At 65.1% G+C, this 22,744-nt stretch carries 24 protein-coding genes and 1 tRNA gene; 12 read left to right on the top strand and 13 right to left on the bottom strand.

Going from position 1 to position 22,744, the window contains the following annotated elements:
- Positions 1-50: 50 nt before the first annotated feature.
- Together U1738_RS01805 and U1738_RS01800 are read left to right on the top strand one after the other, a co-directional pair.
- Positions 51-770 (top strand): squalene/phytoene synthase family protein, encoded by a 720-nt coding sequence (locus U1738_RS01805; RefSeq protein ID WP_332787322.1) that lies wholly within the window; start codon positions 51-53, stop codon positions 768-770.
- A gap of 48 nt (positions 771-818) precedes the next feature.
- Complete coding sequence (locus U1738_RS01800; RefSeq protein WP_332787321.1) at positions 819-1,280, top strand: EF-hand domain-containing protein; 462 nt, start codon at positions 819-821, stop codon at positions 1,278-1,280.
- A gap of 117 nt (positions 1,281-1,397) precedes the next feature.
- Here U1738_RS01800 and trmFO read toward each other — a convergent pair whose 3' ends face one another.
- The 3 genes from trmFO to U1738_RS01785 all read right to left on the bottom strand — a co-directional run bounded on the left by trmFO (position 1,398) and on the right by U1738_RS01785 (position 4,376).
- Positions 1,398-2,714, bottom strand: a complete 1,317-nt coding sequence (gene trmFO / locus U1738_RS01795; protein ID WP_332787320.1) for a methylenetetrahydrofolate--tRNA-(uracil(54)-C(5))-methyltransferase (FADH(2)-oxidizing) TrmFO — start codon at positions 2,712-2,714, stop codon at positions 1,398-1,400.
- Positions 2,715-2,733: 19 nt separating this feature from the next.
- Positions 2,734-3,741 (bottom strand): SRPBCC family protein, encoded by a 1,008-nt coding sequence (locus tag U1738_RS01790; protein WP_332787319.1) that lies wholly within the window; start codon positions 3,739-3,741, stop codon positions 2,734-2,736.
- Positions 3,742-3,824: 83 nt separating this feature from the next.
- Positions 3,825-4,376, bottom strand: coding sequence for a GbsR/MarR family transcriptional regulator (locus U1738_RS01785; RefSeq protein ID WP_332787318.1), 552 nt, complete (start codon positions 4,374-4,376; stop codon positions 3,825-3,827).
- A 91-nt stretch (positions 4,377-4,467) separates the two neighbouring features.
- Between U1738_RS01785 and U1738_RS01780 the strand changes: the two genes are divergently transcribed.
- Positions 4,468-5,106, top strand: a complete 639-nt coding sequence (locus U1738_RS01780; protein WP_332787317.1) for a lysoplasmalogenase family protein — start codon at positions 4,468-4,470, stop codon at positions 5,104-5,106.
- Positions 5,103-5,534: a DUF488 domain-containing protein gene (locus U1738_RS01775; protein ID WP_332787316.1), complete on the top strand. Its 432-nt coding sequence runs from the start codon at positions 5,103-5,105 to the stop codon at positions 5,532-5,534. Before U1738_RS01780 ends, U1738_RS01775 begins: the two co-directional genes overlap by 4 nt.
- A gap of 11 nt (positions 5,535-5,545) precedes the next feature.
- Here the strand turns inward: U1738_RS01775 and U1738_RS01770 are convergent, their stop codons facing one another.
- The 6 genes from U1738_RS01770 to yaaA all read right to left on the bottom strand — a co-directional run bounded on the left by U1738_RS01770 (position 5,546) and on the right by yaaA (position 11,243).
- Positions 5,546-5,947 carry a hypothetical protein gene (locus U1738_RS01770; RefSeq protein WP_332787315.1) on the bottom strand — a complete coding sequence of 134 codons (402 nt, stop codon included), beginning with the start codon at positions 5,945-5,947 and terminating at the stop codon, positions 5,546-5,548.
- A gap of 40 nt (positions 5,948-5,987) precedes the next feature.
- On the bottom strand, positions 5,988-6,341 hold the full coding sequence (locus U1738_RS01765) for a DUF952 domain-containing protein (RefSeq protein ID WP_443026979.1): 354 nt from the start codon (positions 6,339-6,341) through the stop codon (positions 5,988-5,990).
- An 11-nt stretch (positions 6,342-6,352) separates the two neighbouring features.
- Positions 6,353-9,109, bottom strand: a complete 2,757-nt coding sequence (gene gyrA, locus U1738_RS01760) for a DNA gyrase subunit A (RefSeq protein ID WP_332787313.1) — start codon at positions 9,107-9,109, stop codon at positions 6,353-6,355.
- A 187-nt stretch (positions 9,110-9,296) separates the two neighbouring features.
- Positions 9,297-9,686, bottom strand: a complete 390-nt coding sequence (locus U1738_RS01755; protein ID WP_332787312.1) for a hypothetical protein — start codon at positions 9,684-9,686, stop codon at positions 9,297-9,299.
- Positions 9,687-9,792: 106 nt separating this feature from the next.
- Positions 9,793-10,491: an SDR family NAD(P)-dependent oxidoreductase gene (locus U1738_RS01750; RefSeq protein WP_332787311.1), complete on the bottom strand. Its 699-nt coding sequence runs from the start codon at positions 10,489-10,491 to the stop codon at positions 9,793-9,795.
- A complete protein-coding gene (gene yaaA / locus U1738_RS01745) occupies positions 10,488-11,243 on the bottom strand; it encodes a peroxide stress protein YaaA (protein WP_332787310.1) in 756 nt (251 codons plus the stop codon). Before yaaA ends, U1738_RS01750 begins: the two co-directional genes overlap by 4 nt.
- 186 nt (positions 11,244-11,429) lie before the next feature.
- On the opposite strand from yaaA, the gene U1738_RS01740 reads away from it, so the two are divergent.
- On the top strand, positions 11,430-12,713 hold the full coding sequence (locus U1738_RS01740) for a tetratricopeptide repeat protein (RefSeq protein ID WP_332787309.1): 1,284 nt from the start codon (positions 11,430-11,432) through the stop codon (positions 12,711-12,713).
- Between the two features lie 317 nt (positions 12,714-13,030).
- On the opposite strand, the gene U1738_RS01735 is transcribed toward U1738_RS01740, so the two are convergent.
- A complete protein-coding gene (locus U1738_RS01735; RefSeq protein WP_332787308.1) occupies positions 13,031-13,498 on the bottom strand; it encodes an Lrp/AsnC family transcriptional regulator in 468 nt (155 codons plus the stop codon).
- Positions 13,499-13,681: 183 nt separating this feature from the next.
- Between U1738_RS01735 and U1738_RS01730 the strand changes: the two genes are divergently transcribed.
- Together U1738_RS01730 and U1738_RS01725 are read left to right on the top strand one after the other, a co-directional pair.
- Positions 13,682-15,478 carry a sensor histidine kinase gene (locus U1738_RS01730; protein WP_332787307.1) on the top strand — a complete coding sequence of 599 codons (1,797 nt, stop codon included), beginning with the start codon at positions 13,682-13,684 and terminating at the stop codon, positions 15,476-15,478.
- A 14-nt stretch (positions 15,479-15,492) separates the two neighbouring features.
- Entirely contained in the window at positions 15,493-16,506 is a 1,014-nt protein-coding gene (locus tag U1738_RS01725) for a polysaccharide deacetylase family protein (RefSeq protein WP_332787306.1), read from the top strand.
- Between the two features lie 2 nt (positions 16,507-16,508).
- Here the strand turns inward: U1738_RS01725 and U1738_RS01720 are convergent.
- Together U1738_RS01720 and U1738_RS01715 are read right to left on the bottom strand one after the other, a co-directional pair.
- Positions 16,509-16,585, bottom strand: a tRNA-Ile gene (locus U1738_RS01720).
- Positions 16,586-16,893: 308 nt separating this feature from the next.
- Positions 16,894-17,088 (bottom strand): hypothetical protein, encoded by a 195-nt coding sequence (locus U1738_RS01715; RefSeq protein WP_332787305.1) that lies wholly within the window; start codon positions 17,086-17,088, stop codon positions 16,894-16,896.
- Between the two features lie 106 nt (positions 17,089-17,194).
- Between U1738_RS01715 and U1738_RS01710 the strand changes: the two genes are divergently transcribed.
- Genes U1738_RS01710 through U1738_RS01690 form a run of 5 tightly spaced genes read left to right on the top strand, consistent with a single transcriptional unit; the run spans position 17,195 to position 21,235 of the window.
- Positions 17,195-17,692 carry a DUF2141 domain-containing protein gene (locus tag U1738_RS01710; protein ID WP_332787304.1) on the top strand — a complete coding sequence of 166 codons (498 nt, stop codon included), beginning with the start codon at positions 17,195-17,197 and terminating at the stop codon, positions 17,690-17,692.
- Between the two features lie 32 nt (positions 17,693-17,724).
- The gene (locus U1738_RS01705; protein WP_332787303.1) at positions 17,725-18,402 is read left to right on the top strand and encodes a nucleoside/nucleotide kinase family protein; all 678 of its coding nucleotides are present in this window, start codon (positions 17,725-17,727) and stop codon (positions 18,400-18,402) included.
- Between the two features lie 6 nt (positions 18,403-18,408).
- Positions 18,409-19,092, top strand: coding sequence for a nucleoside/nucleotide kinase family protein (locus tag U1738_RS01700; protein WP_332787302.1), 684 nt, complete (start codon positions 18,409-18,411; stop codon positions 19,090-19,092).
- Positions 19,089-20,423 carry a lipopolysaccharide biosynthesis protein gene (locus tag U1738_RS01695; RefSeq protein WP_332787301.1) on the top strand — a complete coding sequence of 445 codons (1,335 nt, stop codon included), beginning with the start codon at positions 19,089-19,091 and terminating at the stop codon, positions 20,421-20,423. The genes U1738_RS01700 and U1738_RS01695 overlap by 4 nt, the downstream gene beginning before the upstream one ends.
- Positions 20,420-21,235: a hypothetical protein gene (locus tag U1738_RS01690; RefSeq protein ID WP_332787300.1), complete on the top strand. Its 816-nt coding sequence runs from the start codon at positions 20,420-20,422 to the stop codon at positions 21,233-21,235. Before U1738_RS01695 ends, U1738_RS01690 begins: the two co-directional genes overlap by 4 nt.
- Here U1738_RS01690 and U1738_RS01685 read toward each other — a convergent pair.
- A complete protein-coding gene (locus U1738_RS01685) occupies positions 21,226-22,635 on the bottom strand; it encodes an ArnT family glycosyltransferase (RefSeq protein ID WP_332787299.1) in 1,410 nt (469 codons plus the stop codon). The two genes, U1738_RS01690 and U1738_RS01685, sit on opposite strands and share 10 nt — an antisense overlap.
- Between the last annotated feature and the right edge of the window lie 109 nt (positions 22,636-22,744).

The raw sequence follows: 22,744 nt of genomic DNA, 5'->3' as shown, positions 1-22,744 counted from the left end.
CTATCCCGCACACTCTGGAATTAACTCCAATGACGGGCGATAGGCGGTGAATGGATAAGGCCGGATCAAACGACATGGTAAACGGCGCGGTAACCATTGCGCGCCACGAAGGGGCCGCGTCGGAACGGCTGCTGGCCCTGTCCTACGCGCCTGAGCAAGCGCGGGCCGGGGTGGCGGCACTATTCGCGCTGGACGATCTGCTCGGGCAGATCCTGCGCACCACGCGCGAGCCGGTCGTCGGACAGATGCGACTGACCTGGTGGCATGAGGCGTTGAGCCAGCTGGACAGCGCGCCGCCGCCGGCCGAGCCGGTGCTACGCGCGCTGGCGGCGGAGGTCTTGCCGCGGGGCGTGACCGGCGCGCGGCTGGCCGGGATGATCGACGCGTGGGAAATGCTGCTCGATGCCGATACGCCGGACGATGCGACGCTGGAGGGCTATGCCGCGCGCGGCGTGATCCTGTTCGGAGCGATCGGTACAGTGCTCGGCGCCGGACCGGGCGATCCGGTCGCGCCGGCGGGGCGGGGCTGGGCGCTTGCCGATCTGGCGCGGCATGTCGGCGATGAGGCCGTGGCGTCACGCGCCGCCGCTTTGGCCGGCATGGCGCTGGCCGTGGCCACGACCGCGAAATGGAGCAGGATTGCGCGGACGCTTGGCGCTCTGGCGCACCTCGCGCGCCTGGATCTGGCGGTACCGCTAGGACAGCCGATCCGATGGGGCGCGCCGGGTCGGGTGGGGCGGCTGATATACCATCGGATCAGTGGGCGGTGATCTTTCGCCGGGCTATCCCCTGTTGGACGGCAGCAGGGGAACAGTTCGATGTGGCGTTATCTGGCGGGTGGAGTGGCGGCGTTGCTGCTGGTGGCGGCGGGCGTGCTGCTGTTCAAGAGCCCGGCGAGATCGGATTCGCCGCTGCCTGCCGCGCCTGCGGCCTCGGCGGAACAGGCAGAGGGTCTGCCGGACACCGTGCCGGAAGCGACCGCGAAGACGCGCGAGGAGAAGCGCTTCAGCCGTTACGACAAGGATCGCGACGCGAAGATCACCCGCGAGGAATATCTCGCGGCACGGCGCAAGGCCTTCGCGCGGCTGGACACGAACGCCGACGGCAAGCTGTCGTTCGAGGAATGGGCGGTGAAGGTCACGACCAAATTTGCCGAGGCGGACAAGGACAAGTCCGGCGCGATGAATGCCGCGGAATTCTCCACGACCGCGGTGAAGCGCAATACTCAGCGGGCCAAGGTACCGTGCCCGCCGGTGGGGAAGGGCGAGGAGGAGAGTTGAGGGTTTGGGGAAAAGGCAGCCAAAACCGTTCGTGCTGAGCTTGTCGAAGCACGTGCCCCGAACACGCCCTTCGACAGGCTCAGGGCGAACGGGTTTGGAGGGGCTCGGCGGAGGCCCTCAAGCCGCCAGCCACTCCCCCAACGCCACCCGAGCACGATCGGTATACATCTTCTTCCGATCCGCCTTCTTCGTCCGACCGGGAATCGGCGGAAACAGGCCGAAATTGACGTTCATCGGCTGATACGTCTCCGCCTCCGCCGCACCGGTAATGTGGTGCAACAACGCCCCAAGGGCGGTGGCGACCGGAGGTGGCGTCAAGGTCTCGCCCTTCAACTCCGCAGCGGCGAAACGCCCGGCGATCAGCCCGATCGCCGCGCTCTCGATATACCCTTCGCACCCCGTGATTTGCCCGGCGAAGCGTACGTTCGGCATGCTCTTCAGCCGTAACGTCGGATCGAGCAGCTCCGGCGAGCGGATGAACGTGTTGCGGTGCAGCCCGCCCAGCCGCGCGAACTCGGCATTTTCCAGCCCCGGAATGGTACGGAACAGGCGAACCTGCTCGGCATGCTTCAGCTTGGTCTGGAAACCGACGATGTTCCACAACGTCGCCGAGGCATTATCCTGCCGCAACTGCACCACGGCATAGGGCCAGCGCCCGGTGCGCGGATCGTCCAGCCCGACGCCCTTCATCGGCCCGAAGCGGAGCGTCTCCGGCCCGCGTTCCGCCATCACCTCGATCGGCATGCAGCCTTCGAAATAGGGCGTGTCCTTTTCCCATTCGCGGAATTCGGTCTTCTCGCCATCGACCAGCGCCTGGACGAACGTGTGGTACGTCTCCTTGTCCATCGCGCAGTTGATGTAATCCTTGCCCTCACCCTTGTTCCAGCGCGACTGGAACCAGGCCGTCTCCATATCGATGCTGTCGAAATGGACGATCGGGGCGATGGCGTCGAAGAACGCCAGCGCATCAGCGCCGGTCGCCGCGCCGATGCTGGCGGCGAGCGGCGCGGCGGTGAGCGGGCCGGTGGCGATGATCACGGGGCCATCGGTGGGGATCACATCCACCCGCTCGCGCACGACCGTGATGTTGGCATGGCCCTCGACCGCCGCCGTCACGCCGCTCGAGAAGGCATCGCGGTCCACCGCCAGCGCGGAGCCGGCCGGCACCTTGTGGATATCGCCCTCGCGCAGGATCAGCGACCCGAGCGTGCGCATCTCCTGATGGATCAGCCCGACCGCGTTGCTGTTCGCATCGTCGGACCGGAAACTGTTCGAGCAGACCAGTTCGGCAAGGCCATCGGTGTGATGCGCGGGGGTTTTCTCGCCCGTGCCACGCATTTCGGAGAGCTTCACGCGGAAGCCGGCTTCGGCAAGCTGCCATGCCGCTTCCGATCCGGCCAGCCCGCCGCCGATGATTTGGATGTCGTGTGTCATGCGGTGCCGATAGCGCCTATCACCGGCCTTCGCCAACCACCGTTCCGCGTTCCGCGCGTTGCTTGATCAGTGCCAGCAAATTGTTCTCGAGATCGCCGAGGAACAATTGGCCCCATAACGCCGAGTAGAGATTGACCGGCGTCTGGATACGGTAATGCGTGTCAACGGTAACCCGTGTGCGATTTGGCCCCAGCGGTTGCATCGTATAGCCGCCGGTCGTCACCGTGAAATACGGGCTGTCGGGCATCAGATGACGGTCGGTATAGCCCCAGCCGGCAATGTCGTCGAAGATGAAGCGCCAGCCGATCCGACGCCCCGGCTGCCATTCGACGATGCGTTCACGAAACTTGATGCGCTGTCCCCAATCGGCATAGCGGTCAGCACCGATGCCGTTGCCGATCAGCCGCGCGCCGACCGGACGTGGAATGCCGATCACGTCCTGCGAGATATTCCACTCTCCTTCGCCGGGGCGCACGTCCGGTATACCGCGAAGTAACGGCCAAATCCGCGTCGGGCTGGCGTCGATGACGATGCTGCGCGCGACCATCTTGGTGTCCGAGGGCAGCGGGATCATCGGCTCGACCTGCATCGACAGCAGAGGCAACACGATCAGCACGGCGCAATAGGTCCGCCCGCTTTCCTCCGGCAGGCGGCGGCGCATCTTGTAGGTGATGGCCGCACCGATCATGCCGCTGATCATCCATAACGGGGACAGCATCAGCACACAGATGACCCCTTCGCGCAGGAAGAAGATCGAGGCCACGACCACGACGAGCAGCAGCCAGAACGGCATTGCGAGATATTGTCCGCTTGAACGTTGAGCATAAGGGTCGGCGACATAACAAACGAATGCCGACACTGCCGCTGGGAGGATGAGCAGGAACGAGAAGCTGATCAGCCCGCCGGAGGGCTGCGTCGCCTCGATGAGGAAATACACGCCGAATGCGAACGTGAGCGCGGCCGCGATGGCAATGCCGATCCTGGTCGTGGCCGATGGTTTGCGGACGGCGGCGTTCTCGTCTTCCATGGTCTGCATCCTGTTCTGTAATTTCTGCAAAGATCGAAATCGTTGGACGAACTTAAGACGAGGGCATCATCGTTTCGAACTCCTCAATCCTTGGTCTTGGATTTCCGGCCGGGGATCAGCCGGGCGACGCTGCCGCCCAGCTTCATCAACGTGACGAGCGTGGATTTGGGCAGCACGCGCACCTGGTCGTACCAGGTGCCGAGCGTCGCCAGGAATTCGTGCATCCGCCCGATCCGTTCGCGGACGTGCGCGGGCGCGGTCTTATCCTTGGCGAGCCGTTCGGCGAGGTCGTTCAGCAACGCGATCGTCGGGTCGATCTCGCGACGTTTGCGCTCGGCGGCGATGCGCATCAGCATCTCCCACAGATCGGTCTCCGCCGTGAAATGGTCGCGCCGGTCGCCCTCGACATGCACGCGCCGGACGATCGCATAGCCCTGCAACTCCTTCAGCCCGGTCGAGACGTTGGACCGCGCGAGGCCCAATGTCTCGACGATCTCCTCGGCGTTCAGCGGCTTGTCGCTGAGATAGAGCAAGGCATGGATCTGCGCGACCGATCGGGCGACGCCCCAATGCGTGCCCATCTCCCCCCAATGGAGAACGAAGGCTTTCACATCGGGATGGTCGTAGAGCTTCATCTGTCTTCCATTTCTGTAAATTCAGAAATATGCGATTTCGCATGACGGGTCAAGCGCTGGTTCTTTGGTGGGAAAGGGCTATCGTACCGCGATGTCGCGCTTGCTCCTCATCGTCGCCTTGCTGGCCGGGATCAGCTTCCAGTTCGTCAAGGATCTGCCGCCAGGTGCCGGGCTGATCGCTTGGAAGGGCGCGGGCGTGGCGTTGCTCGCATCATGGGCGGCGGGCGAGGCGCGGAACCGCGAGGGATGGCTGCTGGTCGCGATGCTGACGTTCGGCGCGCTGGGCGACGTGCTGCTGGAGACGTCAGGTACGGTAGTCGGCGCAGTGGCATTCCTGATCGGGCATGTGCTGGCGATCGCCTTGTATCTTGGTGTGCCGCGCGGCAGGCTCGGGCGGTCGATCGTCGCGGCGGTGGCATCCGCTGTCATTATCTCCGGCGTGGCGTTCGCGCTGACGCGGGATGGCGGCGTCGCAATTTACGGGCTGGTACTCGGTGGAATGGCGGGGGCGGCGCTGACCAGTCGATTCGATCGCCATCTGGTCGGGCTGGGCGCGGCACTGTTCGTATTTTCGGACCTGTTGATCTTCGCCAAGAGTAGTGTGTTGGCGGGATCTCATTTGCCCGGCCTGCTGATCTGGCCGACCTATTTCGCCGGCCAGACGCTGATCGCGATCGGCGTGGTGCGCGGATTGCGCGGCGGTCTGGGCCGCCCCATCTCTGCGCGATGAAGATATTCACGATCGGCTACGAAGCCACCACGATGGCCGAATTCCTCGCTGCTTTGAAAGGGGCGGGGGTCGAACGCGTGATCGACGTCCGCGCGCTGCCGCTGTCGCGCCGCCCCGGTTTCTCGAAATCCTCGCTCGCCGCGTCGCTGGCCGAGGCGGGGATCGGATACGTCCACCTCAAGGCGCTCGGCACGCCCAAGCGCGGGCGCGACGCGGCGAAGAAGGGCGACGTGGCGACGCTGAAGGCAGTCTATGCCGATCAGCTCGATTTGCCCGAGGCGCAGGTGCAGGCGGCCCAGATGCTCGAACTGGCGGACGAGATGCCAAGCGCGTTGCTCTGTTACGAGCGCGACCCGTGCCATTGCCACCGAACGCTGCTGCTGGACGCGGTGGGCGAGGGCGTCGAAGTGGTGGATTTGTATGCTTGAGGGTGCCGCGTTCAGATGGAATTGCTGCGGCCGGGCTTTTGAAGAAGCCAGAAAACCGTACCGATCGAAGCGCCTGAAGCCATAAAATAGATGACATTGTAACATGCCGCATAGGCCGACAAACCCTGCCTCGCAAAGGTCCAGGCGACTATCAGCAGAATTGGAAAGGTCATTGCCGACCCGCTCAGCGCATAGGATTTCAGATTGGTGTAGTTTCGCTTGCTGAGCGCTACCGCTACCGGAATGCCGACCAGGATCTGCAGCACATAGAATATAATGCACATAGCAACGAGCATCGATGAAGGGTGCGCGAAAACCCCACCGCGTTCGGGTTTCGGCCAAAGCGCGACGACGATCGCTTGAAGTGTTGCAGCGGGAATTGGCGCGAGAACGAAGGCCAGTAATTTTCGCAAATGACTTCTCTATCGTCGTGTCGATCAATCGCGGCTGTGTTTACCCCGCCACCGGCAACTTAACCTGCCCATCCGCATCCCACTCCAGCGGCCCATAGGCGATCACCGTTTCCAGCAGCAGCGGGCTGCCATAGATGTGCGGAAACAACTGCCCGCCGCGGGATTCCTCCCAGCGGATGTCGCCGAACGCACCGAGGTCCACCGCCGCGACGTGCAAATCGGTCTGCCCGGCGAAATGCTTGTCGACCGTTTCGGTCAGCTGCCCGGGCGTCGACAGGTGGATATAGCCATCCGCGAGATCGATCGGCGCGCCGGCAAAGCTGCCGGTCGCCTCCAGTTCCGCCATTTGCTCGGCCGTCAGCACCTTGTAGGCGGTCGTATCGCGCCCACTCATTCGCCCCTCGCTCATTCGCCGTTTTCCGGGCCGGCGGCACTGTCGTCGGCGGTGTTGGCGTCGTCGTTGGGAGCGATTTCGGGCAGATCCTCGGGGCCGCGCACGTCCATCTCGGCGTCGCCTTCGGTTTCCTCGATCCGTGCGGCGGAGACGACATGTTCGTTCTTGCCCACGTCGAACAGCTTCACGCCGGCCGAATTGCGGCTGATAACGCGCAAGCTGCCCAGAGTCGTGCGGATCAGCTTGGCCTGGTCTGTCACGAGCATCAATTGATGCCCCTTGGCCGCGGCGAAGCTGGCGACGACCTGACCGTTGCGGGCGATATTGTCGATATTGGTGATACCCTGGCCGCCGCGATTGGTGCGGCGGTAATCATAGGCGCTCGACAATTTGCCATAGCCGTTGGTGCAGACCGTCAGGATGAACTGCTCGCGCGTCACCATCTCGTCGAATAGCGCCTGATCGTCCGGCGCGCCTTCGCGTTCGGCCTTCCACGGCGCGAACTTCAGGTAATTCTCGCGCTGTTCGGGTGTCGCGTTGACGCGGTGCAGGATCGACAGCGAGATCACCTCGTCGCCGGCCTTCAGCGTCATGCCGCGCACGCCGGTCGAATTGCGGCTCTGGAATTCGCGCACGTCGGTCGCGGCGAAGCGGATCGCCTTGCCGCCGCGCGTCGCGAGCAGCACGTCGTCGTCCTGATCCAACACCGCAACGCCGATCAACCGGTCATCGGCGTCGTCACCCTCGAACTTCATCGCGATCTTGCCGTTCGTCGGCACGTTGGTGAACGCGTCCATCGAATTGCGGCGCACGCTGCCCTTGGCGGTGGCGAACATGACATGGAGCGCGCCCCAATCGTCCTCGTTCTCCGGCAGCGGCAGAACGGTGGTGATCTTCTCGTCGGTCGCGAGCGGCAGCAGGTTGATCATCGGCCGTCCGCGCGTCGCCGCGCCGCCCTCGGGCAGGCGCCACACCTTCATGCGGTACACTTTGCCGTGGTTCGAGAAGAACAGCACTGGCGTGTGCGTGCTGGTGACGAACAGGTTGGTGACGGCGTCCTCGTCCTTCGTCGCCATGCCGGCGCGGCCCTTGCCGCCGCGCGCCTGGGCGCGAAACGTGTCGAGCGTGGTGCGCTTGATATAGCCCTGCAAGGTGACGGTGACGACCATCTCCTCGCGCTCGATCAGATCCTCATCGTCGATGCCATCGGCGGCGGCGGCGATCTCGGTCTTGCGCGGGGTGGCGAATTCGGCGCGTACGGCGGCGAGTTCGGCCTTCATCACCTCGTACAGCTTCGCGCGATTGGCGAGGATCTCGAGCAATTCGGTGATCGAATCGGCGAGGCCCTGAAGCTCATTGCCGATCTCGTCGCGACCCAGAGCGGTCAGGCGATGCAGGCGGAGATCGAGAATCGCGCGGACCTGCGCTTCGGACAGTCGATAGACGTCGCCCTCCTGCTTGTCCTCGACCGCCTCGACCAGGCGGATGTACGGCGCGATCTCAGCGATCGGCCAGGCCATGTCGAGCAGCTTGGCGCGGGCGACGGCGGGGCTGGACGAGCCGCGGATCATCCGCACCACTTCGTCCAGATTGGTTACGGCGATGACCAGGCCGAGCAACAGATGTGCCCGCTCGCGTGCCTTGGCGAGTTCGAATTTCGAACGCCGCGTGATCACCTCTTCGCGGAACTTGACGAACGCCTCGATGATGTCGCGCAGGTTCAGCGTTTCCGGACGACCGCCACGGATCGCCAGCATGTTCGCCGGGAAGCTGCCTTGCGCCGGCGTGTGCCGCCAGAGCTGGTTGAGCACGACCTCCGCCGTCGCATCGCGCTTCAGGTCGATGACGATGCGCACGCCGAAGCGGTTCGATTCGTCGCGAATGTCGCTGACGCCCTCGATGCGCTTGTCCTTGGCGGCCTCGGCGATCTTCTCGACCAGAGCGTTCTTGCCGCTCTGATAGGGGATTTCGGTGAGGACGATCGACCGGCGATCGCCGCGCGCTTCCTCGATGGTGTGGCGCGATCGCACGATGATCGAGCCGCGGCCCTCATGATACGCGGAGCGGCAACCGGCACGCCCCAAAATGATCCCGCCGGTCGGGAAATCCGGACCGGGCACGATCTCCATCAGTTCGTCGATCGTGATCCCGCCATTCTCGATATAAGCGAGGCAGGCATCGACCACTTCGCCGAGATTGTGCGGCGGGATGTTGGTCGCCATGCCGACGGCGATGCCGCCCGCGCCATTGACAAGAATGTTGGGGAAGCGCGCCGGCAGGACGGTCGGCTCTTCGCGCGATCCGTCATAGTTGGGCGCGAAATCGACCGTGTCCTTGTCGATGTCCGACAGCAAGGCCATCGCCGCCTTGGTCAGCCGCGCCTCGGTGTAGCGCATCGATGCCGGCATATCCGGATCCATCGATCCGAAATTGCCCTGGCCGTCCATCAGCATCACGCGCATCGCCCAATCCTGGGCCAGACGGGCGAGCGCCATGTAGATCGAGCTGTCACCGTGCGGATGGTAATTGCCCATCACGTCGCCGACGATCTTGGCGCATTTGCGATACGGGCGGCCGGGGACGAAACCGCCTTCCTGGCTGGCGAACAGGATGCGGCGGTGCACCGGCTTCAGGCCATCGCGCACGTCGGGCAGCGCGCGCGATACGATCACGCTCATCGCATAGTCGAGATAGCTCGACCGCATCTCGTCCACGATCGAGATCGGCGAGATATCGGAAGGGTCGGCGAGGATGGTCTCGTCGGTCAAATTTCAGCGCTTTCGGGGTTGGTTTCAGTGTTGTTACGGCTCTAGCCGAGCCGTCACCCTATGCCAACCCCGCGCGCCTGTGCGCGTGTACGCGCGAGAGGCGGCCGCCGCCTCACCAAGCGGCGGGTATGACCGGCCGGGAACGCCGCTCCGGGAGCTGGCGGAATCCCCGACCGGCCAAACTGGATTATTTGCAGGCCTTCTTCGTGGCGTTGCCGGCGAGCGAGCAATTGTACGTCACGGTCTTGCCATTGGAGAGCTTGGCGGAGACCATGCGGCCGGCCGGGGCGGGACGGGCCGCGGCCATCTTCATGGCGGGGGCAGGCCTTGCGGCTGGTGCCGGCATTGGCTTGGTCATCGTCATCGCCGGCCGGGCGACGGTCTTCGTCGTCGTCACCGTCGCTGGCTTGGCGACCGTCTTGCTGGTCGAGACCATCGCCGGCTTGGCGGTGGATTTCGTGGTCGTCACCGTCGTTACGGGTTTGGTCGTTTTAACGGTGGTGCGCGTCGCGGCACCGGCGACACCCGAGAACAAGGCGGCGGCGGTCAGGATCATCAGCGGGGTCGATTTGGACATGTCGGCTTCCTCAACTGTGGTGCGGGGCCGGATCGTGCCGCCGCTTGTGAGAAAGCTTATGCGTGATGCCACCTGACGGCCGCGTGGCGCGGACATGACAAAAGCGTCATGCGGGAATTTCGGCACCGTCCCAGGCGAAGATCTTGCCGCTATCGGGCACCTTCAGCCCGTCGATCACGTCGAGCAATTGCACGGCCGCCCGCCCGGTATCGAACAGCCGGCCGGGCTGAACATTGCCCTGAAAGGGCTTCGACAGGCCGGTATCGACCGTGCCGGGATGCAGGCCGACCACGATGCTACGATCGTTGCGGCGCTTCTCCTCGATCGCCAGTGTGCGGATCATCATGTTGAGTGCGGCCTTCGATGCGCGATAACCGTACCAGCCGCCCATCTTGTTGTCCGTGATGCTGCCGACGCGCGCCGACAGCGCCGCGAACACGCCGCGCGTGCCTTTCGTCATCAGCGGCAGGAAATGCCTGGCGACCAAAACCGGGCCGATCGTGTTGACCGCGAAATTGCGCGCCAGCCAGACGGGATCGAGCTCGCGCATCGCCTTTTCGGGGCCGCGATCGCCATCGTGCAGCAGCCCGGTCGCGACGACGATCAGGGTCGGTGCCGGCCCCTTCGCGATGATCGCGGCAGCGGCTGCGATGCTCGCTTCGTCTTCCAGATCGAGATGCTGCGCGTCGGCCCGCGAACGGGCGAAGCCGTGAACGATATCGAACGTGCCTTCCTCGATCAGCGCCTCTTCCAGCGCAGCGCCGATCCCGCCCGAGGCCCCGATGACGACCGCCGAACCGCTCATGCCCGCGTGAACCGCCAGCGATCCGCCTCGCTCTCATTGGCGTCGAAGCGATAGCCGTCGCTGTCGAAGCCCTTCATATCCTCGACCGTGTCGATGCGATGTTCGCACAGATAGCGCGCCATCATGCCGCGTGCGCGCTTGGCGTTGAAGCTGACGAAGCGGGGTCCGTTCGGGCCGGGTTCGCGGAAATCGACCTCGATCACGCGCACCGATTTCGGCAGCTTGCCGTCCACCGCATGCCAATATTCCTGGCTGGCGAGGTTCAGGATCGTGCCTGATCCTTCCGCCGCCAGATCCTCGGCAAGCAAGGCGGCGATGCGCTTGTCCCAATATTCGTACAGCCCCTTGCGGCGCGGTGCCCAGCGCGTGCCCATTTCCAGCCGGTATGGGCGCATCGCGTCGAGCGGGCGGAGCAGGCCGTACAGGCCGGAGAGCATGCGAACATGGCCTTGCGCGAATTCGACCGCCGCCTCGTCCAGCGTCTTCGCCTCGAAGCCGGTGTAGACGTCGCCGGCAAAGGCGTAGAGCGCGGGTCGCTCGGGCTGATCGACGAAGCCGGCGAAGCGATCGGCATTGAGTTTCGCCAGCGGCTTGGAGATGTGCATCAATTCGCCGAGCCGTTTCTGGCTCAGGTTTGCGGCGGACGCGGCGAGTTTCTCCGCCTCGGCGGCGAAACGCGGCACGGTCGGCGTCACATCGGGAATCGGCTTGTCGTAGTCGAGCGTCTTGGCGGGGGAGAGCGTGGCGATCATGGCGCGGCGTTAGCGGCGCAGGCGGGCGGGGTCAAAGCGACGGGAGCCGTTTGCGGGTTCAACCGTTGTTCAGCCGTCATTCGCCACCAGCCGCGCTGCGTCGCTTGACCCGGCGATGCCGCAGGCTACAGCGGATTTGTGTTCGAGAGAGGCGCATCGCCGCCGCCCTATAAGGAGAGTTGCTTCGTGAAGACTTTGACCAGGGCCGCACTGGCGGCCGCCTTGATCGCCGGCACCAGCAGCATCGCCTTCGTGATGCCGGCAGAAGCCAAGAAGAAGGACGAGGCCCCCGCCGGTCCGAAGGTGAGCGCCGAGCTCCGCCCCGCGATCATCGCCGCGCAGACCGCGCTGACTGCCAAGGATTTCGCGGCTGCAGAAACCAGCATCGCCACCGTCGAGGCGGGGGCCAAGACCGATGACGAGCGCTATTTCGCCCAGATCATGCGCCTGCAGCTTGAAGCCAACAAGCTCGGCCCCAACGGCAACGACGCGACGCTGGCCGGTCCGATCGACGCTTTGCTCGCGAATCCGGCGACGCCGAAGACCGAAGTCGGTCGCTTCAGCTTCATGCGCGCCAACATCTCGTACAACGCCAAGCAATATCCCGCCGCCCTGGCAGGATATCAGAAGGCCAAGGATCTGGGTTATGTCAGCCCGACGCTCGGCCTTATGCTGGCCCGCACCAAGATTCTAGGCGGCGATGCCGCCGGTGGTGCCGCGGATATCGAGGCGATCATCGCTGCCGACAAGGCGGCGGGCAAGAAGTCCGACGAGGATCTCTACAAGTATACGATCACCGCGCTGCAGAAGACGACCGACGTCGCCGCGACGCAGCGTTGGACGCGCGAATGGCTCTATGCCTATCCGACGCAGAAGAACTGGCACACCGCGATCTTCGTGTTCGGCTTCCAGGGCGCCAACCAGAAGGTGATCACCAAGCGCGAGCGCGTCGATCTGTTCCGCCTGCTGCGCGCGACCGGATCGCTCGCGGGTGAGAGCGAGTATCTCGAATATGCCGATCTCGCGGTCGAGATCGGCGTGGCGACCGAAAGCCAGTCGGTGATCAAGGAAGGCAAGGCGAGCAACAAGATCGCCGCGACCAATGCGAATGTCAGCCGCATCTCGGCCGATGCCGCGGCGCAGCTGGCCAAGGAAGGTTCGGCGGCCGCACAGGAGAAATCCGCGGCTGCATCGCCCAACGGCCTGTCGGCGGCGGGCACCGGCGATTTCTATCTCGGCAACGGCAATTACGCCAAGGCGATCGAGATGTACAAACTCGCGCTGACCAAGGGCGGCGACAAGCTGAACGTCGATGAGGTCAACACCCACCTCGGCATCGCCTATCTGGAATCCGGCGACAAGGCGTCGGCAAAGACGGCCTTTGCGTTGGTCAAGAACGGTCTGCGCACGCAGATCGCGCAATTGTGGACCACCTGGGCCGACGCACCGGGTGTTCCGACCGCTGGCTGAGCTTCGCTCGACTGAAAAGCGGGAGAGGGGCGGCAGCGATGCCGCCCCTTTTTTGTCGGCCATTAGATTCTCTAAGCTGGATCGCTGTGGCCGCTAACGCCCAATTGCCGACACCCGTGATCCAAGCCTAATACCAGCCATGGCAAAGCCGCATAAGCGCAACCAAACCCTGTTGGGGCCGGTCCTCGCCGGGACCATCCTGATCGTTATTTTTGGTGGCTACATCCTGTTCGCGTTGCTCGCAGGCGATGTCTGATGTCAGCCTTCCACCAGTTATCGCCATTTGCGGACGCACCCGCCCGGCACATCACCGCCGTTCAATCCATCCGTACCGGGATACCAGGCAGCGCTTTGGCAGTGCGAATTGTAAGCGATGTCTTGACGCTGGCGACATTCGGTGCGGGCGTCAGGTGCGTGGTCAGGATGTCCTGAAAGCTCTTTAGGTCGGCAGCAACGATCTTCAGGATGAAGTCGATCTCACCGTTCAGCATATGGCATTCGCGGATTTCGGGGATCGCCGCGACATGCTCCTCGAACGCCGCCAGATCGTGTTCGGCCTGGCTGCGCAGGCTGACCATCGCGAACACGGTGATCGGATAGCCCAGCGCGGCGGGATCGAGTTCGGCATGGTAGCCGCGGATCGCACCGGCATCCTCCAGTGCGCGCACCCGGCGCAGGCACGGCGGTGCCGTGAGGCCGACCTGTTCGGCAAGATCGACATTGGTCATCCGCCCGTCTTCCTGCAGCAAAGTCAGGATTTGCCGGTCGATATGATCAAAAGCCATTACGCAACACTCCCCGGCGGCGCGATTTTTCGGGCGGCCTGCTGCATGCGAACATAATATAATTGCGGGCGAACGCAATTGTCCCACATTGCTACGTCCCAAAATCTCCGGGTTGCGCGGGTCCCCGGTGCGGTTAAGGAATCCTTTACGAGCCAAAGTGGCGCTCGGCCAGAGGATGACGATTTGCGTTTCGACGACAGCCTGGACACGGTTCTTTCGGCAGAGATGGTGTCGCCGTTCGGCGCGCAATCGACCTGGCGGCAGCTGGTCGACCTGATCGGGCGGGGCCGCACGGCAGCGACGCCGGAGACGATCGCGCGACTGCAATCGATCCGCGCCGCCGTGCCGCCGCCGGTACGCGCGGCAAGCGCGCGGGCGCTGGCCACGGCGAATCCGCCCGCCGCCCTGGTCCGCCTGTTCGTCAGCGACGAGATTGCGATTGCCGCACCGGTGGTGCGCGCCGCCCGGCTGAGCGGCCCGGAATGGACCGCGATATTGCCGGCAATGTCGCCCGCTTCCCGCTCCGTGCTTCGCCATCGTCGCGATCTGCCGGCCGAAGTCGTTCGCGCGTTGAAGACGTTCGGGCCGGAGGATTTCCGGCTTACCTCCGTCAATGTGGTCGCTGTCGAGGCGATCGCGGAACCGTTGGTTTCCGATCCGGTCCCGGTTGAGGTTCAGGCCCCGGTCGCCGAACCGATCGTGCATCTACCGGTCGAGACCGCCTTCGTATCGGTCGGTACGATCGCTTTGGGGCTGCCGGTGGTCGCCGAAGCAATCCGCCAGGCCGAAGCGGCAAAGGTGCCGGTTCAACCGGAACAGACGGACGGCACGTTCCAGATCGCCGAACTGGTCGCGCGGATCGACGCTTATCAGCGCCACCGCGACGATCGTCCGCCGTTTGCGGCGAATGAAGACCAGCCCGCTTTGTTCGATCTCCAGCCCGTGCAGGCGCAGGCGTTCCGCTTCGAAACCGACGCGGCGGGCGTGGTGCGGTGGATCGAAGGGGCGGCCCGCGCGCCGCTGATCGGCCTGTCGCTGGATTTCGCGGTGCATCCGGGCGATTCGCGGGTCGATGGTGTGGCGGCGGGCGCATTCCGCCGGCGTGCCGGGTTCGCTGACGCGCGCTTGTCGGTCGAGGGGCAATCCGATGCCGCGGGGGAATGGCGCATCACCGGCCTGCCGGTCTTCGATCGCGCGAGCGGACGCTTCTCCGGCTATCGCGGCACCGCGCGCCGCCCGCGCATCGACGAGAGCGCCGCGTTGTTGCGCAATCCGCGCAGCCCGGCAGCGGAATCGCTGCGCCAACTGGTGCACGAACTGCGCACCCCGACCAATGCGATCGCCGGTTTCGCCGAGATGATCGAAACGCAATTGCTCGGGCCTGTGCCGCAGGGCTATCGCGATCAGGCCGGATCGATCCGCCGCCAGACCGCCGACCTGCTGACCGCGATCGACGATATCGACATGGCCGCGCGGCTCGAATCGCATGCGCTCGATCTGCGCGCCGAGAGCGTGCCGGTCGGTGTGTTGTTGAACCGGATCGCCGGCGATCTGGCACCGCTCGCCACTCTGCGCGGGACGAACCTGACGATCACGGCAGAGGACGATCTCGCCATTGCCGGGGACGAGCGCGCCGTCGAACGGTTGATCGCCCGCCTCATGGCGACGCTTGTCGCCTCGGGCGGTGCGGGCGAGACGATCGGCGTCGTGGCGTCGCTCGCCGCAGAGGGGCAGGTCGTGCTGACTTTCGATCGCCCGGCGACGCTGGCCGCGTTCGGCAGCGAGGCTTTGATGTCGATCGATGCCGAAGCCGTCGCCGAGGTCGAGGGTGCGCCTTTGCTCGGCACCGGTTTCGCCCTGCGCCTGGCGCGTAATCTGGCGATCGAACTGGGCGGGGCGCTCTCGATCGATGCGCAGCGCTTGACATTGCGGCTGCCCGCCGCCGTTATCGCGACCGTGGAGCAGGCTTCTTCCAACTGACCGTGGCGGGGTCGATGTCTTCCGAGGGCAGATCGGGCTACCGCGTGCCCGCGCCCGCCGCCGCCGATCTCGTGGCGTGGCCGGAGGCATTCGGCACCCGCTTCACCGTCATGGTCGATACCGAAGAGGAATTCGATTGGCGCGCGCCGTTGAGCAGCACCAACCGTTCCGTCGAGACGATCGTGGCGCTTCCCGAAACCCATCGCCGGTTCGGCGACAGCGGCGTGCCGCTTACCTATCTGGTCGATCACCCTGTCGCGACCGATCCCGCCGCGATGGAGATCCTGCGCCGTTTGGTCGAGGACGGGCGATCGGCGGTCGGCACGCAGCTTCATCCCTGGGTCAATCCGCCGCTCGATGAGGAAATGATTCCGGCGAACACGTTCGTGGGCAATCTGCCGCCCGCGCTCGAGGCGACAAAGCTCGATGTGCTGACGGACGCGATCACGCAGGGCATCGGCGTGGCACCGCGCATCTATCGCGCCGGACGCTATGGCATCGGTCCGGCGACCCTCGCCCTGCTGGCCGACCGTGGGTACCGGATCGATAGCTCGATGCGATCCGCCTATGACTATAGCCCGGAGGCCGGACCGGATTTCTCATCCATCCCCAACCACGCCTTCCGCTGCGGGCCGGGCAGGGCGATCGTCGAACTGCCGCTGACCACCGTCTTTACCGGCGCTGCAAGGTCGGGCGGAGTCGGCCTGTACCGAGCCCTCGGGCGCATTCCCAAAGGACGCGGCGTGTTCGCCCACACGCACCTCATGTCCCGCGTAGCGCTGACGCCGGAGGATATGCCGCTGGCCGATGCGCTTCGGGCGATCGCCGTGGCGGTGGGGGAGGGGGCGCGCGTGCTGAACTTCGCGTTTCATTCGCCGTCGCTGGTGCCGGGCCATACCCCGTACGTGCGCGATGCGGCCGATCTGGCGGCATTCCATCATTGGTGGGATGTCGTGCTCGCCGATTTGGCGCGGCGCGGGGTGCGGGCGGCGTCGCTCGACGATCTGATCGCGGCGTCGGCGGGATAAGGTGGTGGGCCCGGCAGGACTTGAACCCGCAACCTAGCCGTTATGAGCGGCCAGCTCTAACCAGTTGAGCTACAGGCCCACGCACCGGCACGCGTTAGCGGATGGTTCGCCGCTGGCGCAAGGCTGTGATGATAGTTGTTTTTAGTTGGGCAATTCTTCGTCACCCCGGACTTGTTCGGCGGTCCGCACCTTTCCGACATTTGCATTCAGCCCTTCCCCGGCGAAGGCCGGGGCCCAGTCGGGAAACAGAAGTGATCTGGCGTTGCGCGCAGTTACATCTACCTTCGCGACTGGGCCCCGGCCTTCGCCGGGGAAGCATATTCGTTGACGAGGATAGGCACCGAACATGTCCGGGGTGAAGGCTAACCGCCGAACGGCAAGGCACCGCTACCCCTCGATGAAATCGAGATACCCGACCACATCGTTGCTCGTCTGCAGGAAAAGCCCGTCTTGCACGTCCTCGGGTTGCGCGGCGGCAAGCGTCAGCGCCTCGGCCAAAGTGTCGTAGACCAGGGTGGAGGCGACGCCGTCGTCGCTCAAATGATAAAGGCGGACGGGAACGTCATGTGAGGTTGTGCGCATAAGGCGTGCCTTGTGGGTGCTGGGGGCGGGAACGGACTGGCGACAGCAAGGGTTCACCTGCGTGATGCTACGCGTCGGGTCAATCGCCCGGCAGGACAGGAAGACCATGATCGCGATACTCGCTTCAATGATACTGGCCGCCGCCGCGCCGCCGCAGCCCCGCGCCGCCGACGGGCAATGCCATGCCGGCGTCGCGAACGAGATCGCGGTGCGCATCACCGGCTTCCGCAGCCGAGCGGGGCAGGTGCGCGTGCGACTGTTCGGCGGCGCGACCTCGACCTATTTCGACAAGAAGCAGGCGCTGGTGCGGATCGAGCGCCCGGTGCCGGCGAGCGGCGCGGTGACTATCTGCGTCGTCGCGCCGAAGCCCGGTCTCTACGCCGTCGATGTGCGGCATGATGAGAATGGCGACGGCAAGACCGATAAGTCCGACGGAGGCGGCACGTCTGGCAACCCGCGCATCAGCCTGTTTGACATGCTTCTGTCGCGCAAACCCGATCCGGCGAAGGTGCAATTTCCCGTAGGGGCGGGAACGACGATCGTTCCGGTCACGCTGATGTATCTCGATGGCGGGACCTTCAAGCCGATCCGCGCATCCGATTGACGGCATCCTCCGGCGCGGGCAGGGCTTTGGAGATGCTCGCTCCCTTGATCGCGATCGTCGGTTGCGACGGCTCCGGCAAATCGACGCTCGCCACCGATATGGCGGGCGTGCTGGGCCGGGACCGGCCGGTGCGGCTCGCCTATCTCGGCCTTGGATCGGGCGCGATCGGCGCGCGGATCAAGCGATGGCCGCTGATCGGCGTGGCTGCGGAAGCCGCCCTCGCCAAGCGCGGCACCAAGGCGCGGACCAAGGGCGAGAATATCCCCGGTCTCGCCACTGCGCTCGTCATCTACGGTTTTTCGCTGCTCCGGCGGCGGCGCTTTCGCAAGGTGCTGGCGCTGCGGCAACGGGGCGTGACGGTGATCACCGATCGCTATCCGCAGATCGAGGTGCCGGGCTTCTATGACGGGCCGGGCCTCTCCGCCGCTCGCGCGGGCAGCAGCGCTGTCGCGTGGCTCGCCGCGCGCGAACTCGCCATGTACGAATGGATGGCGAGCCATCGCCCGACGCTCGTGCTGCGCCTGAATATCGATGCCGAGACTGCTCACGCCCGCAAGCCCGATCACGAGATCGGCCTGTTGCGGCAGAAAGTGGCGGTGACGCCGTCGCTGAAATTCGGCGGCGCGCAGATCGTCGATCTCGACTCACGCGCGCCCTATGACGAGATGCGGCGGCGGGCGCTGGCGGGCATCCTGCCGGTGCTGGGTTAGGTGACGATGAGCGAAGAGACACTGGCGCCTTTGATCGCGATCGTCGGGTCCGACGGATCGGGCAAATCGACCGTCGGAGAGGTGCTGCTCGCCTGGCTGCAGGAGAGCCGCCCGACCGAATTGCACCATCTCGGCAAGCAGACCGGTAATATCGGCCGCGCCATCGCGCGCTGGCCGATCGTCGGGCAACGACTGGACAAGACGATCGTCAAAAAATCCGGCGGTGCGCGCGATCCCAAGGGGCCGGGGGCGTTCACGGCTCTGGTCATCTATCTGTTCTCGATGCGCCGGGTGCGGCGGTTCAGGCGCATGCTGGCCGACCGGCGGCGCGGCATCACGATCCTGGCCGATCGTTTCCCGCAGACCGCGGTGCCCGGGCCGATGGACGGACTTGGCCTCGCCAAGGTGCGGACTGGCGGATTCCAGGGCCTGCTCGCGCGGCGCGAACGCCGGCATTACGAATGGATGGAGGCGTATCGCCCCACGCTCGTCATCCGCCTCAACGTCGATCTGGCGACCGCATTGGCGCGGAAACCCGATCACCGCCCTTCATCGCTCAAGACCAAGATCGAGGATGTGCCGCGCCTGACCTTCAACGGCGCGCCGATCCTCGATCTGGATTCGACGCAACCGCTGGACGAGGTGATTGCCGACGCCAAGGCGGCGATCCTGCGCGTCCTCAACCCGTGAGGGCGTGGTTCGCCGACGGGGTGTTCCGCACCGTCCTGCGTAATGCCGGGCTGCTCGGATCGGGCAAGTTGGTCGGGGCGGGGCTTGGGCTGGTCGCTCTGGCCTGTGCCGGGCGCGGGCTGACGCCGACCCTGTTCGGCGTGCTGATGATCATCCACACCTACGCCACCGGCGCGGGCGGGATCGTCAAGTTCCAGACCTGGCAGTACATCGTCCGCCACGCGACCCCGGCATTGCACCATGGCGACCGGGAGCGGGCACGCGACGTGATCCGTTTCGCCTTCGGCCTCGATTTGGCGAGTGGCCTGACCGGCATGGTGCTGGCGATCATCCTGCTGCCGTTTCTCGCGGGCTATTTCGGCATCGGTGCAGAATATCTCCCTTGGGCCATCGCTTATTGCACGCTCGTCCCGACGATGACCGAGGCGACCGCCAGTGGCTCGCTTCGCGTGCTCGACCGGTTCGACCTCATCGCCGCGCAGCAGGTGGTGACGCCGTTCCTGCGCGGCGGTGGCGCGGCGATCGCCTATTTCGCCGATCTTGGCCTGCCGGGCTTCATCATCGCCTGGTATGTCGCCGATCTTGTGGGCGATCTCGTATTGTGGGGCTTCGCGGTGCGCGAGTTGAGGCGGCGTGGTATGCTCGATGCCCTGCGTCCCGGCATGTTCGGCGTCGCGCGCCGCCTGCCCGAGGCGTGGAGCTTCGTTTGGACCACCAACGCCGCGCATTCGGTCTATGCTGCCTGGGGCCCGCTCAGCAATCTGGTCGTTGCGACGATCCTCGGGCCGGTCGCGGCGGGCCTCTACAAGATCGCCAGCACTTTGCTCGATTCGGCGACCAAGCCGGCAGACCTACTGCGGCGCGGTTATTATCCCGAGATCATGCGGCTCGATCCCGCCAGCACGCGGCCCTGGCTGCTCGGCGTGCGCGCGGGGCTGCTGGCGGGCGGCGTCGGGCTTATCGTGGCGCTGGTCGTGATCGTCGGCGGCAAGCCAGTGATAGCCTTCGCCTTCGGGCAGAAATATCTCGCGGCGTACGATCTGCTGCGGCTGATGGTCTTCTCGCTGGCGATCCAGATGGCGACGTTCCCGCTCGAATCCCTGCTTTACATGGCCGGTCGGCAGCGCGCGGCTTTGGTCGCGCAGGTGACCGCGGTGATCTGCTATTTCGCCCTGCTGGCCACATTCACCCATTGGTTCGGACTGACCGGGGCGGGCATCGCCTTTTTGTTCGGCACGATCGCGGTGTCCCTTTGCATGCTGGTCCCTACGATCATCGCCTATCGCCAGCGCGCGACTATCATCTGGCATCCGGATACGCCCAAGCCATGAGGCATTTCTCCACCACCGACTGCGATGCCTTGTTCGAGGCGATCCTAGTCAACGACGTGGTCGACGCGAGGGTCGAACTGCCACCGGAGATCCGGATCGATTATCCGGCGGGCCACCTTGCCGACGGCTTCGCGATCTCGCGACAATTGTGGCGCGAGGGGTTCGATCGCGCCGATCTGATCGCCTTCATCGCGAAGCTGCGACGCGGCGAACCGATCAGTGCGGACGAGCAACTCTGGTTCAAGCACGTCCGCGCAAAGTTCAAGCATCTGCGCTTCGCCTTCGTGCTGTACGGCGCGGATCACGCCTGCCCGCGCATGTTCAAGTCGATCACCACCAGTATGGGCCTGTTGCAGGACGCCTTCCGCAACAACCGGCGCGACGCGACGGTGCGGCAATCGGTGGTGTTGCGCGCGATGCTCTCGCACCTACCGCTCAAACTGCTCGACCGCGAAGTCCATCACCTGAAACACAGCGATGCCGCCAGTTTTCGCGCCTTCACATTGCGCCAGATCGCCGACCTTCGCGATACGCTGGCCGGGCGCGATACCACCGGCCACCGTTTCCACGCCGCGCGCAAGATCGTCAGCCGGCAGGTGTCGTTCCATGACGACATGCGCATCATCCACCCCGCGCCCGAGCACGTCGTGCTGTCGCGCTATCTCAGCGCGATCAACGGGCTGATGGGGGCATTTCACGACGAGCTGGTACTGCGCGCCGGGCATGGCGAGTTGGACTATGCGCACGGCACCTTCGCGATGCCCGGGGACATCCGCGTGCGGCTGGAGGCGCTCGTCGCGCGCTATCCCTGAGGCTTCGGGACCAGCAATTCGCTGCCGCCCGAACTATAGACGGGCCGGTAATGCGCGCGGATGATCGGGATCAGCAAATTCTTCTGCCAGCCGGGATTGTCGCTGCGCATCTGGATCATCGCGAAATGGCTGCGTTCGAGTGCCGGGACCAGCGCGTCGCCATCGCCTTTCAGCAGGCGTTGTTTAACCGAGAAGAAGTCGATCCCGCTTTCCCGCCCGGCCCAATAGCAGATCGCCTGATCGTCGCAGGCGACCGGGCCGGGCGCGGCGGCGATGGCGGCGATGAATGCACGACCGCTCTGCACGGCCTCGTCGCGACCGGCGAAGTCGCCCACGGTCTTGATCGCCGAGACGGGCAGCAGGCATAAAGCGGGCAGGGCGGTGATCGCCAGCCAGCGATACGGCGCATCCCGGCGAAGCGCACAGGCCACGGGCACAGCGATCGCCAGTGCTAGGATGCCCTCGAAGAACGCGTTCACATCCACGCCGGAGCCCGAGCGCTGGACGATGCCCAGCGGGATCGACACGATCAGCAACAATAAAGGCAGCGCCAGCGGCACGTCGCCCCGCAGCCGCGCGATCAGCGGGCGGCTGGCAAGCAATGTCGGGAGCATCAGCAGCAGCAACGGCCCGCCCTTGGCCGCCATGCGCGCGAGCGAATAGCTCCGTGCCGGAGACAGCACGTCGATGAACACCATAGTCTCCCAGATCGCGAACAGCCCGAGCGCGGCGATCCCGGCGAACATCGCGCCGGACGCGATCCACACCGCAAGGGCACGCCGGTCGGCCCACCACAACCACAGCGTGATCGCGATCGGGAACGCGACGAGGTTGTGTTTGATCAATCCTCCCGCGACCACCAGCAGCGCCGCGGCCACCACCATCCCGATCGCGATCCGCCCCCCGGCACGCGGCGGCAGCAGCAACACCAGCGCCCAGCTCATCGCCGCTTGCCCGAGCCATTGCGGATCGTTGATCGCGATATACGAGCGCAGCAACGTCACCGAATAGCCAGCGAACAGCAGTACGCCGATCATAGCCCAGCGCGCGTCCGCCAGCCGTCGCACGATGACATATACCGCCAACCCATTGGCGATCTGGGCAAGCAAGGCGATCACGCGGCCGGCGATGATCATATCGTCGAACAGCCATCCAGCCGCCCCGACGATGTAGAAGGACAAAGGCGGATAATTGTTCGCCGTCAGCGCTTCCGGATGCGGATATAGCGGCCCGGCCCCCAGCGCGCGCATCGCCTGCCCGGCGTTCCAGCCCTCGTTCACGTTAAGCGCGGCCTGTACGGGGAGCCACCACAAATGCCCAAGCGCGAGCAGGCCGATCACGACGATCGCTGCGATCCACCAAGCGGCATGTCGTGCGCCCGGGGCGTCGCGCTTCGTCATCTTGTTCATGCCCCCCGTAGCTACCTTAAGCGCAATGCCGTTCTTGCGATACGTCGGCAGTGGCCCAGATGTCGTCACGAAATTGACGCATATCCCTCATTTTATTGAA

Source organism: Parasphingomonas caseinilytica, assembly GCF_036663755.1.
Classification (GTDB): domain Bacteria; phylum Pseudomonadota; class Alphaproteobacteria; order Sphingomonadales; family Sphingomonadaceae; genus Sphingomonas.
The sequence above is the reverse complement of the archived record's forward strand: the minus strand, read 5'-3'. Positions and strand labels throughout refer to the sequence as shown.